Raw genomic sequence first — 13857 nt, forward strand, 5'->3', positions numbered from 1 at the left:
GTCGGCTCCTTACGCCGTGACCAGGTAGGAGAAGACGCTCTCCAGGGACTCGTCGGACGGCGAGACCGTGTAGAGCCGGATGCCGTGGTCGCGGGCGATCCGGGGCAGGAACTCGGTGAAGCCCGCGAAGTCGACGGCCTGGATCCGCAGCGCCCGTTCGGCGTAGTCCAGCTCGATCCCGGCGGTGGAGGGGTGCGCGATCAGCGCGGACGCCAGCGCGCGGTCGTCGCTGGACCGTACGAGGTAGCGGTGCGGCCGGTCGGTCATCAGCCGGCGGATCCTGCGGAAGTCACCGGAGGCGGCGTGCCGGCCGGCCACCACGACCTCGATGTGGTGGGCCAGCTGCTCGACCTCCTCCAGGATGTGCGAGGAGAACAGCACGGTCCGGCCGTCGGCGCCCATCCGCCGCAGCAGTTCCATCAGCTGCAGCCGCTGCCGGGGGTCCATGCCGTTGAACGGCTCGTCGAGCAGCAGCACGGAGGGGTCGTGGACCAGGGCCGACGCCATCTTGGCGCGCTGCCGCATGCCCTTGCTGTACGTCTCGATCCGCCGGTGCTGGGCGTACTCCATCTCCACGGTGGCCAGCGCGCGCCGGGCGGCGGCGCCCGGGTCGGCCAGGCCGTGCAGCTCGGCGTTGGCCACGACGAAGTCGCGGGCGGTCAGGAAGTCGTACATCGACTCCCGTTCGGGCACGATGCCGATCTCGCGGTACGCCTGCTCGTTGCGCCAGACGGGGACGCCGTCCAGGGTGACCGAGCCGGTGGACGGCGGCAGGAAGCCGGCCATCATGGTGATCAGGGTGGACTTGCCGGCGCCGTTGGGCCCGAGCAGGCCCGTCACACCGGGGCCGACGGTCATGGTGACGTCGTTGACGGCCACCACGTTGCCGAACCAGCGGGACACCTTGTCGATGCCGATCGTCGTCATGACAGGCCCGCCTTCCGGTAGCGGCGCAGCAGCAGTGCGAAGGAGCCGGCGGCGATGCCCGCGACGGCGAGCAGGTAGACCGTCCCGGCCAGCGCGTCGGGCGGCCCGGAGCCGTTCGGGAAGGCGGAGGCCGCGCCCAGGAACCAGCTGGAGAAGCCGTCGATCAGGGTGATCGGCGAGAAGAGGCCGAGCCAGCCGATCACGTCGTACCTCTCCTGGGCCATGGCGACGCCCTGGACGGCGGAGACCGCGCCATAGGTGATCACGAACACCGCGATGACCGCGGCGACACCGAAGCCGCGGCGCGGCGTGACGGCGGCGATGACCAGGCCGATCCCGGCGAACAGCAGTGACAGCAGGAGTACGGACAACAGGCCCTTCGCAAACCCGGCGGTCTGGGTGGCGAAACTGAGTTTCGCCAGCAGCGCGCCGACATAGAGGATGACGAGCGGGAGGGCGGTCAGCAGGAACAGCGCCGTGCTGAGCGCCGCGTACTTGGCGGCCACGTAGTCGACGCGTTCGATGGGCCGGGAGAAGTACAGCGGTGTGGTCTTGAAGCGCAGGTCGCGGGATACGGACTGCGGGGCCTGCGCGGCGACGAACAGCGTGATGACGGCCTGCAGGATCACCGCGTAACGGGTGTACTCCACCGGCAGCCTGGTCATGTCGGTGAAGACCGTGACGGCGACCATGATCAGGGCGGGCGCGCACATCGTGCCCAGCAGGAGCATCGGCAGCACCTTGGACTTGGCGGTGCGGCCGAGGCCGTAGGCGCCGCGCAGGCTCTGGCTGAACAGCGAGCGGCGGGCGTAGCCGCGGCCGAGCCGGGGGCCGTCGTAGGCGCGATAGCCGATGTTGTGGATGACGTCGGCGGGGGCGGAGGGCGCGCCCGCGGCGGGGGCGCCGGGGAGAGGGGCGCCCGGGGCGGGGGCGGCGAGGGTGCCGGCGGGTGGGGACGGCGCCCGGGGCGGGGTCACGTCAGGCTGCGTCACGGCCGGCTCCTTCCCGGCGCGGGGCGCCGGCCCTGGGGGCGGCGCCCTCGGGGGAAGGGTGCGGGGCGGCGTCCGGGCCGCGGTGCGGGGCGCCGTCCTCGGGGGAAGGGTGCGGGTCGTGGTGCGGGGCGCCGTCCGAAGTGGCGTACGGGTCGTCGGTGAAGAGTTCGGCGATGCGGTGGCGGCGCTGTTCCATCCGGACCAGGCCGACGCCGAGCCGCGCGACCGCGTCCCGTACCAGGTCGTACGTCTCCTCGTCCGCGAGGTCGACCAGCAGCAGGTGGCCGCCGGTCCGCGCGGTCAGCCCCGCCTCGGTCAGCACGTCCAGCAGTTCCCGCTCCCCGTCGGTGACCTCGACCGCCAGCGAGCCGGTGGCGTGGGTGAAGTCGCTGGTGGAGGAGGCACGCAGCAGGTGGCCGCCGTCGATGACGACGATGTGGTCGCTGGTGCGCTCCAGTTCGCCGAGCAGGTGCGAGGTGACCAGCACCGAGATGCCGAAGTCGGTGTGGACGCGGCGGATCAGGCCCAGCATCTCGTCCCGCCCGGCCGGGTCGAGGCCGTTGGTGGGCTCGTCGAGCAGCACCAGCCTGGGGTCGTGGACCAGTGCCTGGGCGAGTTTGACGCGCTGCTTCATACCCGTGGAGTAGCCGCCCATCGGGCGGTACCGCTCCTCGTAGAGGCCGACGTGGCGCAGGGTGTCGGCGGTGCGTTCGCGGGCGGCGGCCGGCGGCAGCCCGGACATCCGGGCCATGTGCACGACGAACTCGGTCGCCGAGACGTCGGGCGGCAGGCAGTCGTGCTCGGGCATGTAGCCGACCAGGCCGCGGATCTCGGCCCCGGCGGCGGCCACGTCGAGCCCGAGCACGGTGGCACGGCCCTCGGTCGCCGGGGACAGCCCCAGGAGGATCTTGATCAGGGTCGACTTTCCGGCGCCGTTGGCTCCCACCAGGCCGGTCACGCCCGGGGTGATGTCAACGGTCAGCCGGTCGAGCGCGGTCACCCTCGGGTACCGCTTGCTCAGGCTCTCGGTAGCGATCACTGTCACATGGTCGACGGTAGGGGGCGGGGGCGGCCCGCGGCGTCCGCCCGGAGTCGCGGATCCGGCTCGTCCTCGCGGGTGACCTTCCCGTAGGGGTCGGCGGGTTGTCCACAGGGCGGGTGAGGGGGCTTGACCCTCACATTCAGCGATGTCACATTGGGTGATGTCAGCGTTCGTGCCGGGAGGCGTGGGCGCGGGCGCGGGTGTTCGGCGCGATGTGCGCGGGCGCGGGTCACGTGTGCGCGCGGGTACGCGTGCGGCGCTTGGGTGGTGGTGTCGGCGCGGCACGGCCGCGGGACGGGGGAAAGGCGGGGTGGGCGGTATGGACGGCGGGACCGGGCAGGTGCGGGAGCGGTTCGTCACGGGGGCGGACGGGGTGCGGCTGTGCGTCGCGGAGTACGGCGCCGGTGACGGCCCCGGGGCGCGGCCGACGGTGGTGCTTCTGCACGGCTACCCGGACAGCAAGGAGGTGTGGGCCGCCGTGGCGGGGCTGCTCGCCGACCGGTTCCACGTGGTCCTCTACGACGTGCGCGGACACGGCCGGTCCGGTGTGCCCGCGCCGCTCAAGGGCGGCTTCACCCTGGAGAAGCTGACCGAGGACTTCCTTGCGGTCGCCGACGCGGTCAGCCCGGACCGGCCGGTGCACCTGGTGGGGCACGACTGGGGCTCGGTGCAGGGCTGGGAGTTCGCCACCGTCACCGCCACCGAGGGCCGGCTCGCCTCCTTCACCTCCGTCTCCGGACCGTCCCTGGACCACTTCGGCCACTGGATCCGCCGCCGGGTGCGGCGCCCCACCCCGCGCCGGGCCGCCCAGGTGCTGGGCCAGGGCGCCAAGTCCTGGTATGTGTACGCGCTGCACACCCCGGTCCTGCCCGAACTCGCCTGGCGCGGCGCGCTCGGCAGGCGGTGGCCCGGACTGCTGGCCCGCGCCGAGAAACTGCCCTCCGACGGCTATCCGACGCCCTCGCTGCCGGAAGACGCCGCGCACGGCGCCTGGCTGTACCGGGACAACGTCCGCCGGCGGCTGGGCGGTCCGCGCCCGGACGCGTACGCGCGCGTGCCGGTGCAGCTGATCACACCGACCGGTGACGCCTTCCTGTCCGAGCGGCTCTACGACGACCTCGACGAGTGGGTGCCGGACCTGACCCGGCGGTCCCTGCCGGCCAGGCACTGGGTGCCGAGGTCCCGACCGGAGCAGCTGGCCCGCTGGATCACGGAATTCGTCTCCGGGCCGGCAGGGGGCGCGGCGGCGGGAGCGGGCGGCGCGGCCGGCGAAGCCGGCGGCGCGGGCGCCGCGGCTGAGGACGGGGGCGCCGCGGCTGACGCTTCCGGTGGCGCGCGGAGCCCGGCGAGGTCCGCGCCGGAGAGAGGCCGGGCCGGCGGCCGGGAGCGGTTCGCCGGGCGACTGGTGCTGGTCACCGGCGCGGCGAGCGGTATCGGCCGGGCGACCGCGCTGGCCTTCGCGGAAGCCGGCGCCCGGGTGGTCGCGGTGGACCGGGACGGCGAGGGTGCCGCCAGGACCGTGCGGCTGGCCCTCGGCGCTGGCGCCGCCGGGGCGTGGCCCGAGACCGTGGACGTCTCCGACGCCCGCGCCATGGAGGAGCTCGCCGCGCGGACCCTGGACGGCCGCGGCGTACCGGACGTGGTGGTGAACAACGCGGGCATCGGCCTGGCCGGCCCCTTTTTGGACACCACGCCCGAGGACTGGAAGCAGGTACTGGACGTCAACCTGTGGGGTGTCATCCACGGCTGCCGGCTGTTCGGCCGGCAGATGGTGGACCGCGGCCAGGGCGGCCACATCGTCAACACCGCCTCGGCCGCCGCCTTCCAGCCCTCGCGCGCCCTGTCCGCGTACGGCACCTCGAAGGCGGCCGTACTGATGCTCAGCGAGTGCCTGCGCGCCGAACTCGCCCCGCACGGCATCGGGGTGAGCGCGATATGCCCCGGTGTGGTCGACACCCCGATCACCGGCAGCGCACGGCACACCGGGGTCGACGAGGCCGAGCAGGAGCGGCGCCGGGCCAGTACGGCCAAGCTCTATCGGCGGCGCGGCTACCCGCCGGAGAAGGTCGCCCGGGCCGTGCTGCGGGCGGTGCGGCGCGACCTCGCGGTCGTCCCCGTCGCCCCCGAGGCACACGGCGCCCGGCTGCTGTCCCGGCTGTCCCCCGCCGCCCTGCGGGCCCTGGCCCGGATCGACCCGCCGCTGTGAGAGAACACCTGGCAAGGAGGCCAACCCCGTGAGCTACGCGATCAGACCGCGCCGGGTCACGTTCGACTGGAAGCGGACCCCGCTGCACTGGATTCCGGACGAACCGACCGCGACGCACGTCATCAACGTGCTGCACCTGCTGCTGCCCGCGGGGGAGCGGTGGTTCGTGAAGGTCTTCAAGGAGGCGCTGCCGCTGGTCACCGACGAGCAGCTGCTCAAGGACATCAGGGGGTTCATGGGCCAGGAGGCCACCCACAGCGTCCAGCACGCGTACGTCCTGGAGCACCTGGCCGAGCAGGATCTCGACACCGGCCCCTACACCCGCCAGGTGGAGTACATGTTCGACGTGCTGCTCGGCGAGAAGCCGCCGTGGGGTCTGCCGGTGCCGCGCCGCGAGTGGCTGCGCTTCCGGTTGTCGGTGATCGCGGCCATCGAGCACTTCACCGCGGTGCTCGGCGACTGGATCCTGGATGCCGGGGCGCTGGACCGGGCGGGCACCGACGAGGTGATGCTGGACCTGCTGCGCTGGCACGGCGCGGAGGAGGTCGAGCACCGGGCGGTCGCGTTCGACATGTACCAGCACACGGGCGGCCGGGGCGCGGTCCGCTATCTGCGCCGGGCCGAGGGGATGGCGCTGGCCTGGCCGACGCTGTTCTACCTGTGGGTGAGCGGCGCCCGCTACCTGCTGCGCCGCGACCCGCGGCTGGCCGGCGGCCGGTACCGCTTCAGGGACCACCGCGCCGCCGCCCACCGCGGACTGCTGCCGTCGTGGGCCTTGTTGAACGCCGCGATGCCCCGCTACCTCCGCCGGTCGTACCATCCGTCGCAGGAGGGGTCGTTGCGCAAGGCCGTCGACTACCTGGCGACATCCCCGGCGGCACGCGCCGCCGCGACCGGGCCGACGGGCGGCGCCGTGGCTTCCTGACCGACCGGAGCCGGGCGAGGACCGAGGAGTGAAGGCGTGAGCACCGCCGCCGAGCAGCGCACGTACCGGATCGAGGACCTGTCCCGCCTGAGCGGGACGACGGTCCGCAACATCCGCGCCTACACCGACCGCGGGCTGCTCCCGAAACCCGAGCGCCGCGGCCGGGCCAACGTCTACGGCGACACGCACCTGGCCCGGCTGCGGCAGATCGCCGACCTGCTCGAACGGGGCTACACCCTGGCCAGCATCAAGGAACTGCTGGCCGCGTGGGACGCCGGTACCGGCCTGGGCGGAGTGCTCGGGCTGGTGGACGAGGTGGACCGCCCGTGGTCGGACGAGCGGCCGGCCCGGATCGGCCGGCCCGAGCTGACGGCGGCGTTCGGCGGACGCACCGACCTGACGGCGATCGAGGAGGCCATCGCCTTCGGCGTCCTGGAGCCGGTGCCGGGCAGTGAGGACGAGTTCCTGGTCCCGAGCCCCCGGGAGCTGGCGGTCGCCGTGGAGCTGCACGCCGCCGGAGTGCCGCTGCCCGCGATCACCGGTCATCTCGGCGAGCTGCGGGGACAGGTGGAGCACATCTCGGAGCGGTTCCTGGAGTTCACCACCGAGTACGTCTTCGAGCGCTTCCTCCACCACCCGCCCACCGACGCCGAGGCGGCGGAGGCGGCCGGCCTGATCCGCCGGCTGCGTCCGCTCGCCCAGCAGATCGTCGACGCCGAACTCGCCCGTGCCATGCGCTCCCGCGCCACCGACCACATCCGCCGCCACCTCGGGGAGGCCCTGCTCTCCGCGCCGACCGCCGCCCCGGCGCCCCCCGCCGAGCCCGACCGCCCCGAGAACCCCCCGGCCGGGGCCCCCCGACCGCCCGAGGCCGCCCTCCCCGTCCCCGTCCCTCTGCCCCCCGCCACGGTCGCCGCCGTCCGCGCCCTGGTCGGCCAGGACCACGTCGCCGCCTTCGTCACCGCCGCCACCGACCGCGAGGTCGCCACCCGCCGCCTGACCGCCCTCACCCCCCGCGACCCGCAGTAGCCACCGCGGCCCGAGGCGGCCAGGCCCGACTCTGGCCGCCCCCGCCGCCCGCGCCCCCTGGTCCCGCGCCGGTCCCCGCGTCTGCAGCCCGTACCGCGAGCCCGTACCGCTTGGGCCCGGCGGGGCTTCGCCGGGCTCAGCCGAGCTGGGCCGCCGCTGCCGGGGCGATGCGTTCGAAGACCTTCCGGTCGGCGGCGAAGTAGGAGTCCGGGATCGGCCAGTGGACGACGATCTCCGTCACCCCGGCCTCCTGGTGCCGGCCGGCGAATCCACGCAGGCGTCGAGGAACTCCACCGGCCGGCGCGGCTGCGGAGTGAACCCGGTGAGCATCGTCTTCTCCAGCTGCGCCGCGTCCCGCCCGATCTCCGCGCACGCCGCCCCCAGCCCGGCCAGCTGCCCGCGCACCGCCTGGAGCGACTCATCGGCCGTACCGGTCTCGAACAGCTTCGGGTCCCCGGTGGTCACCCACGCCTGCCCGTACCGCGCGGCGAGCCGCAGCCCCCGCGGCCCGGTCGCGGCCACCGCGAACGCAGCCGCGAACGGCAGCCGGGGCAGCTGCGTACAACCGGGGATGTTCCGCGCCTCCACCGCCGAGTAGTACTCCCCGCCGTACGACACCGCCCCCTCCCGCAGCAGCCGGTCCAGCAGCGCGACGAACTCCGCGAACCGGTCCGCCCGCTCCCGCGGCGTCCACGCCTCCTGCCCCAGCGCCGTCGCGTCGAACCCCGTCCCCCCGGCCCCGACCCCGAGCGTGACCCGCCCGTCGCTGACGTCGTCCAGCGTCATCAGAACCTTCGCCAACGTCACCGGATGCCTGAAGTTCGGCGAGCCCAAGCCTCGTTCATACAATCGGTCCATGCGGCGACATGAGGCACAAGAGATGACAGTAACCCCAGGTGAACCGGCGGCTCTGTACTGCCGGATATCCCAGGCGGACGACGACGACCAGACCGGCGTCGACCGCCAAGAGCGGATCTGCCGGGAGATCGCCGAGCGCCGGGGGCTGGTCATCGACCCCAGCCACGTCTTCGTGGACAACAGCCGCTCGGCCTGGCGGCGCAACCGCAAGCGGCCGGGCTGGGACCAGCTCCTCGAAAGCGCCCACCGCCGGGAGTTCCGGCACATCATCGCCTACCACCCCGACCGCCTGATGCGGCAGCCGCGAGACCTCGAAGAACCGCTCCAGGTCTCGGACGACCACCAGATCCTGCTCCACGGCGAAGCCAACCGACGGAACCTCTCCGACCCCGACGACCGCTTCATCCTGCGCATCGAGGTCGCCCACGCCTGCCGTTCCTCGGACGACACCTCTGGCCGCCTGAAGGCGGCGCTCAAGAAGCGGGCCGAGACCGGCCTCCCGCACTCTGGTAAAACGCCAGCTCCGATACGAGCCTGACGGCATGACCATCCGCGAGGACGAGGCCGCGATCGTCCGCGAGGTCTTCGACCGCTGCCTGAAGGGCCGGAGCCCGAGCGCCATCGCGCTCGGCCTCCACAAGCGCCACATCACAACCGACTACGGCAAGGAATGGTTGCAGGGCACCGTCCGGGCCCTCTTCGACTCGCAACACGTCGCCGGCATCCGCATGCACCGAGGCGAAGAGGTCGGTCCGGGCAAGTGGCCCGCGATCATCGAGCCGGGCGTCGTCGAGCGCTGGTTCGCCGAGCTGACCTGCCGCAAACCTCGCCGCTCGGCCCACCGCAGCGTCATCGAGCTCGAACGGGACATCCGCGGCTGGATCAACGAGTGGAACAAGAACCCCAGGCCGTTCGTCTGGACGAAGACCGCCGACGACATCCTCGACACCCTCGCCGCATACTGCACATGAATTAACGACTCAGGATACTAGCGCTCGCCGGATCTGATCGTGGCTGGCCCCAAGGCACTTCGAGTGAGCAGGTCACGTGCGATAGGTGAACGCGGCTTGACTGGGACCACTCTGGTCACTGACCGGACGGTGGGGAAGCGGTCGCCGGCCGTGATGGCGGCAGGCAGCCCGGTGCGGACCGTGATCCGGCGGATGGACGCTACTGGCGACGGCAGGAGCGTCCTGTCACCTGGATATACGACCCCGTAGGCTCGGCCGTATGAGCCTGCGTCTAAGCACTGTGATCCTGCCGATCTACCGCTGGAATGGGCAGGGCCGGGAGGTGTGGAAGCGGGCCGAGGCGCTGGGGTTCCACGCCGCTTACACCTACGACCACCTGTCGTGGCGGGTGCCTTTCCGGGACCGGATCTGGTTCGGAGCCATCCCGACGCTGACCGCCGCGGCCGGCGTGACGGACCGCATGCGCTTGGGAACCCTCGTAACCTCCCCTAATTTCCGCCACCCGGTGCCGTTCGCGAAAGAGCTGATGACGCTGGACGACGTCAGCGACGGGCGGCTGACACTCGGGATCGGGGCCGGCGGAACCGGGTTCGACGCCGAGGTGCTCGGACAGCAGCCCTGGTCGCCGAAGGAGCGCGCCGACCGGTTCGCCGAGTTCGTGGAGCTCCTCGACCGGCTGCTCGTCCAGGACGACACCACCTCCGACGGTCGCTTCTACTCCGCAATCGAGGCCCGCGACATCCCCGGCTGCGTGCAGAGCCCCCGCCTGCCGTTCGCCGTGGCCGCCACCGGCCCGCGCGGCATGCGACTCGCCGCGAAGTACGGCCAGGCATGGGTGACCACAGGGGACCCGAGCGTGTTCGAGGAGGGCACCCCGGAGCAGTCCCTCGCCGCCGTCCGCGACCAGGCCGAACGTGTCTCCGCGGCCCTCGCCGCCGAGGGCCGCGACCCGGCCGATGTGCCGAAGATCTTCCTCACCGGCTTCACCCCCGCGTACGCCGAGCCCTTCACCTCGGTCAATGCTTTCGTGGACTTCGCCGGACGCCACGCGGAGGCCGGCATCGACGAGATCGTGCTGCACTGGCCGGTGGCCGGCACGATCTTCGGCCACGACCCCGCCGTCTTCGAGCGGATCGCCACCGACGCTCCGCCGCAGCTCAGCTGATTCGCCCCACCGTCGTCACCGGCTCCGATCCACGGTCCGGCCCGCCCTGAAAGGTCCGCCACCACAGGTGGTCGTAGGCGTAGGCGGCCTGGAACCCCCGTACCTCGGCTCCCGCACTCGACCAAGTGCGGGCTCCAGGCACTCGGTGCCGGCGGCAATCGTTCGGGGAAGCGGACGACGGGACTTGCATGCGCTCGCTACCGTGGCGAAAGTGAGCACAATGAGCACCGCCGAACTGGACGCGCTGATCGAGGAAGCGACGGTTGACACGTACGACGCGATCGAGGCGGTCAACGGGTTCCTGGCCGTCATCGACGAACACCTGGCGGTCCCGTTCTCCACGACCGTCCTGGGCGTCGAGGTGAAGGTGGTCAAGGTCGATCTCACGAGCGACTTCCGTGTGGTTGCTCGTTGCGTCCGGGAGGGGCACCAGCTGGACGTCGGCTTGCTGGAACTTCCCCTGCCGGTGCCGCCTCCGGATGGGGCGCATTGGGTCGAGGCGTATCGGCGCTGGTCCGGCTGTTGAGCAAGTGGACCTGGACGAAAGCCGCAGCGGATCGGAGCGCGACATGAACACCTTCCCAGATCTCCCACATGTCCTGCGGCGCAGCACCGAACTGAAGGAAGAACTCGTCGCGTTCGGGGAGAGCCGTGTCTTCGAGCGATTTTTCACCCCCCTCCTGTCGGAGGCCAGCGGCCCTGACGGCATGGTGGACGAAGCGACCGCGATCAGCGTCATCGACCACTTCCTGCTGCAGTACCGCCTGCCGGACGGCAACACGGTCGCCGACCGCTTCGTCGCCCGGCGGACGGCCCTGACCGATAGGAGTCGATCGCGCCTCTGCCGATCCGCCGGCTGGCCGCCGCACACCCACAGACCGTCGACGCGGTATGCCGGAGACTTCTGAGAAAACCCGGCTTCACCTGGAGCGAGCACGGTGACGCACTACTCCGCCGACGCAAGCCCTGGTACTACGAGAACGAGCCGCGCCCCGGAGTGTCCGTGATCGGCGACCGGCTCAGTGAGCTGCTCCGCGTCGCGCCACGTTGAGCGCGTGCGCGAGAGCGTTGCCGGACACCAGCACACATAGGGCCCTCCCTTGTGCACGTCTTACCAGGTCAGCCCGTGATGCATGAACGAGGTTTGACCGACGTCACCAACGTCACCAGCCGCATCCGCCCCGTCACCCCCGCGGCAGCGGTCAGCGTCGGCACCGCCCCGGACCACGGGCCGTCCCGGAAGGTCCGCCACGACAGGTGATCGTAGGTGTACGCGGCGTGGAAGCCGGGTTCTTCGGCCCGCCGCCGGACCTTCTGCCCGTCGCCCCACCGGCGGATGGGGAGGACAGCGGTACTCAAGCGCATCCGATGACGGTTCGCGCGCGTAGGCGGAGCCCCGGACCGCTCGGACGGCACGGGCCTGTACGCCCGGCCGGGGCGGAGGAGCCCCTACGGGTGGGAGGCGTGCCTACGGGCGCGGAGGCGTGCCTACGACGGCCGCGCAGGGAAGGATTATCATCGGACGTAGACATCGCATGTAGACATCGGGCAGTGATCCTTCAAGCCGCCCTGTGAGGAGCGAGATGGAGTCGGCACGGGCGCGGGCGCTGGTTCCCTGCTTGGCATTCGTCTGCCTGGTCACGGCGGTGATCGGCAGCCTCGGAGCCCCACTGATCCCCTCCATCGCGGTGATGGACCACGTGTCGGTGACCGACGCGCAGTGGTCGCTCACGATCACACAACTGCTGGCGGCGGTGGCGACCCCGGTGATGGGGCGGCTCGGCGACGGACCGCACCGCAGGACCGTGATCGTCGGCGCGCTCGTGCTGGTGGTCGTCGGCTGCGTGCTGGCCGCGCTGCCGCTGGGCTTTGCGACGCTGCTGGTGGGCCGTGCGCTTCAGGGCATCGGGCTGGGGCTTACACCGCTGACCATCGCCGTGGCCCGGGACGTGCTGCCCGTCAAGCGGGCCGTGCCGGTGATAGCGCTGCTTTCCATAACAGCGGTGACAGGCGTGGGCCTGGGTTATCCGCTCACCGGTCTGGTGGCCCAGTGGGGGGGCGTGCGGGCTGCCTACTGGCTCGGGGCGGTGGCCAGCGTGCTGGGCCTGGCCGCTGCGGCGTGGGCCGTGCCGGCCGCACGGCACCGGGCCCGCACTCCGCTGGACGTCCTCGGAGCGGTACTGCTGGCCACCGGCACCGCGTCGCTGCTGGTGGCGATCAGCGAAGGCGAGAGCTGGGGGTGGGTCTCCCCGCGTGTCGACGGCATGATCGTCGCGTCCGTGCTGCTGTTCACCGTGTGGGTGGTGTGGGAACTGCGAACCGCTCATCCGCTGGTCGCGCTGCGCTGGGTGCGTGACAGCTCGGTGATGACCGCGAGCGCGGCGGCCGTCCTGGCCGGTGTGGGCATGTACCTGCTGCTGTCCACCGTGACCAGGCTGGTCCAGACGCCCGCCTCGACAGGCTACGGGCTGGGGCAGACGGTGGTCGTGGCCGGCCTGGCGCTGACCCCCTTCTCCGTGGGCAGCTTCCTGGCCAACCGGCTCACTCCGGTACTGGTGCGCCGGACCTCGCCGCGAACCGTGCTTCCGATGAGCTGCCTGATCCTGCTCGCCGCGATGGCGATGTTCACCTCGTGGCGGGAGAACATGACGCAGATCATGGTGGTCATGTTCGTCGCCGGCCTGGGCGTCGGTATCATCTTCGCGGTGATTCCCGGCTTCCTCGTCCGCGCGGTGCCGTCCCACGAGACCGGCAGCGCGATGAGCTTCAACCAGGTGCTGCGGTACATCGGCTACGCGGTCGGCAGCGCGTTGAGCGCGGCCGTGCTGCAAGGGCACACCCATGCGGGGGCGGCGTACCCCGCCTCCAGCGGCTACACCACCGTGGGACTGCTCAGCTGCGTCGTCTGGCTCGCCAGCGCGGTGGTGGCCGTGCTCGTGCCACTGCGCCGCGGCGGCAGGCGGACAAGCACGACCGTCCCGTCCCGGGAACACGCAGGGTCGGTGGCGGAGGCCACACCGCCGTCGTCGGGGCCGGGGCCGGGGCCGGGGCCGGTATTGAGCGGACTCGACGAAAGGTCCGCGGAATGAGCGCGACGACCCCGGCTGAAGCGGGCCAGCCGAAACGGGACGCCGCAGGCAGCCGCGACAGGCTGCTGAAGGCCGCGAGCGAACTGTTCGCCGAGCACGGCTACGACCGCACCACCGCGCGGGCCATCGGCAGGCGCGCCGGTGTCGACCCGGCGATGATCGCCCGCTACTTCGGTGGCAAGGCCCAGCTCTACATCGCCACGCTCCGTACCGGCGACGGCTCCGTCGAGATCGTCGACCTGCTCGACCCCGGCCGGCTCGCGGTCATTCTCGACCTCACCCGGCGGCACGGTCCCAACCCCGTCTACCAAGTCGCCGTCCGCCCCCACGAGGACCCGGCCGGCCAGCTGGCCACCCGCGCCGAGCTCCACCGCCGCGTGGTCGAACCACTGCGCCGCCGCCTTTCGGCAGAAGGCGCGGACCAGCCGGAACTGCGCGCCGAACTCATCTCCGCCGCCTTCATCGGCGTCGTCCTGGCCCGCGGTTCCGGTGCCTTCGACCACCTCTCCGACGCATCGGACGAGCGATTGGGCGCGCTGCTCCTGGAAATGCTGTCTCCTGGACCCCCACGGCCGAAGCGAGCGGGCGGCCGGAAGTCCGGTACCGCCGACTGAGTGGCCGCAGCGGTGGCCGTGGCTGCGGGGGATCGCCCC

The 13857-nt window shown here is 72.1% G+C and carries 11 protein-coding genes and 3 pseudogenes; 9 read left to right on the plus strand and 5 right to left on the minus strand.

Annotated features, from left to right (window positions below; all coding sequences use genetic code 11):
• Positions 1-9 precede the first annotated feature (9 nt).
• From RLT57_RS14195 to RLT57_RS14205, 3 genes are all read right to left on the minus strand, one after another.
• Complete coding sequence (locus RLT57_RS14195) at positions 10-927, minus strand: ABC transporter ATP-binding protein (RefSeq protein WP_311297755.1); 918 nt, start codon at positions 925-927, stop codon at positions 10-12.
• Positions 924-1790, minus strand: coding sequence for an ABC transporter permease subunit (locus tag RLT57_RS14200; protein ID WP_311300710.1), 867 nt, complete (start codon positions 1788-1790; stop codon positions 924-926). Before RLT57_RS14200 ends, RLT57_RS14195 begins: the two co-directional genes overlap by 4 nt.
• A gap of 115 nt (positions 1791-1905) precedes the next feature.
• A complete protein-coding gene (locus RLT57_RS14205) occupies positions 1906-2958 on the minus strand; it encodes an ABC transporter ATP-binding protein (RefSeq protein WP_311300711.1) in 1053 nt (350 codons plus the stop codon).
• A gap of 322 nt (positions 2959-3280) precedes the next feature.
• On the opposite strand from RLT57_RS14205, the gene RLT57_RS14210 reads away from it, so the two are divergent.
• From RLT57_RS14210 to RLT57_RS14220, 3 genes are read left to right on the plus strand one after another with little or no spacing between them, the layout of a single operon-like run.
• Positions 3281-5167 carry an SDR family oxidoreductase gene (locus RLT57_RS14210; RefSeq protein WP_311297756.1) on the plus strand — a complete coding sequence of 629 codons (1887 nt, stop codon included), beginning with the start codon at positions 3281-3283 and terminating at the stop codon, positions 5165-5167.
• Between the two features lie 28 nt (positions 5168-5195).
• Positions 5196-6092, plus strand: coding sequence for a metal-dependent hydrolase (locus RLT57_RS14215; RefSeq protein WP_311297757.1), 897 nt, complete (start codon positions 5196-5198; stop codon positions 6090-6092).
• Between the two features lie 36 nt (positions 6093-6128).
• Positions 6129-7121, plus strand: coding sequence for a MerR family transcriptional regulator (locus RLT57_RS14220; protein WP_311297758.1), 993 nt, complete (start codon positions 6129-6131; stop codon positions 7119-7121).
• A gap of 136 nt (positions 7122-7257) precedes the next feature.
• Here RLT57_RS14220 and RLT57_RS14225 read toward each other — a convergent pair.
• A pseudogene (locus RLT57_RS14225) lies at positions 7258-7949 on the minus strand (LLM class flavin-dependent oxidoreductase); the annotation flags it as partial.
• 28 nt (positions 7950-7977) lie between these two features.
• On the opposite strand from RLT57_RS14225, the pseudogene RLT57_RS33380 reads away from it, so the two are divergent.
• The 4 genes and pseudogenes from RLT57_RS33380 (at position 7978) to RLT57_RS14255 (ending at position 11023) form a co-directional block, all read left to right on the plus strand.
• Positions 7978-8950 (plus strand): annotated as a pseudogene (locus tag RLT57_RS33380) (recombinase family protein).
• A gap of 259 nt (positions 8951-9209) precedes the next feature.
• Positions 9210-10115: an LLM class flavin-dependent oxidoreductase gene (locus RLT57_RS14245; protein WP_311297760.1), complete on the plus strand. Its 906-nt coding sequence runs from the start codon at positions 9210-9212 to the stop codon at positions 10113-10115.
• A 220-nt stretch (positions 10116-10335) separates the two neighbouring features.
• Positions 10336-10641 carry a hypothetical protein gene (locus tag RLT57_RS14250; RefSeq protein ID WP_311300712.1) on the plus strand — a complete coding sequence of 102 codons (306 nt, stop codon included), beginning with the start codon at positions 10336-10338 and terminating at the stop codon, positions 10639-10641.
• Positions 10642-10645: 4 nt separating this feature from the next.
• Positions 10646-11023, plus strand: coding sequence for a hypothetical protein (locus tag RLT57_RS14255; RefSeq protein ID WP_311297761.1), 378 nt, complete (start codon positions 10646-10648; stop codon positions 11021-11023).
• Positions 11024-11240: 217 nt separating this feature from the next.
• Here RLT57_RS14255 and RLT57_RS14260 read toward each other — a convergent pair.
• Positions 11241-11480: pseudogene (locus RLT57_RS14260) on the minus strand (LLM class flavin-dependent oxidoreductase); the annotation flags it as partial.
• A gap of 218 nt (positions 11481-11698) precedes the next feature.
• Between RLT57_RS14260 and RLT57_RS14265 the strand changes: the two are divergent.
• Both RLT57_RS14265 and RLT57_RS14270 read left to right on the plus strand, forming a co-directional pair.
• Positions 11699-13204, plus strand: a complete 1506-nt coding sequence (locus tag RLT57_RS14265) for an MFS transporter (RefSeq protein ID WP_311297762.1) — start codon at positions 11699-11701, stop codon at positions 13202-13204.
• Complete coding sequence (locus RLT57_RS14270; protein WP_311297763.1) at positions 13201-13818, plus strand: TetR/AcrR family transcriptional regulator; 618 nt, start codon at positions 13201-13203, stop codon at positions 13816-13818. The genes RLT57_RS14265 and RLT57_RS14270 overlap by 4 nt, the downstream gene beginning before the upstream one ends.
• Positions 13819-13857: the final 39 nt, after the last annotated feature.

It is taken from the genome of Streptomyces sp. ITFR-21 (genome assembly GCF_031844685.1).
Taxonomy (GTDB): Bacteria; Actinomycetota; Actinomycetes; order Streptomycetales; family Streptomycetaceae; genus Actinacidiphila.

Excerpts from the sequence above, each read along its gene's own strand:
- RLT57_RS14195 (WP_311297755.1), bottom strand. The coding sequence starts at position 927 with ATGACGACGATCGGCATCGACAAGGTGTCCCGCTGGTTCGGCAACGTG.
- RLT57_RS14210 (WP_311297756.1), top strand. The coding sequence starts at position 3,281 with ATGGACGGCGGGACCGGGCAGGTGCGGGAGCGGTTCGTCACGGGGGCG.
- RLT57_RS14245 (WP_311297760.1), top strand. The coding sequence starts at position 9,210 with ATGAGCCTGCGTCTAAGCACTGTGATCCTGCCGATCTACCGCTGGAAT.
- RLT57_RS14250 (WP_311300712.1), top strand. The coding sequence starts at position 10,336 with ATGAGCACCGCCGAACTGGACGCGCTGATCGAGGAAGCGACGGTTGAC.
- RLT57_RS14265 (WP_311297762.1), top strand. The coding sequence starts at position 11,699 with ATGGAGTCGGCACGGGCGCGGGCGCTGGTTCCCTGCTTGGCATTCGTC.
- RLT57_RS14270 (WP_311297763.1), top strand. The coding sequence starts at position 13,201 with ATGAGCGCGACGACCCCGGCTGAAGCGGGCCAGCCGAAACGGGACGCC.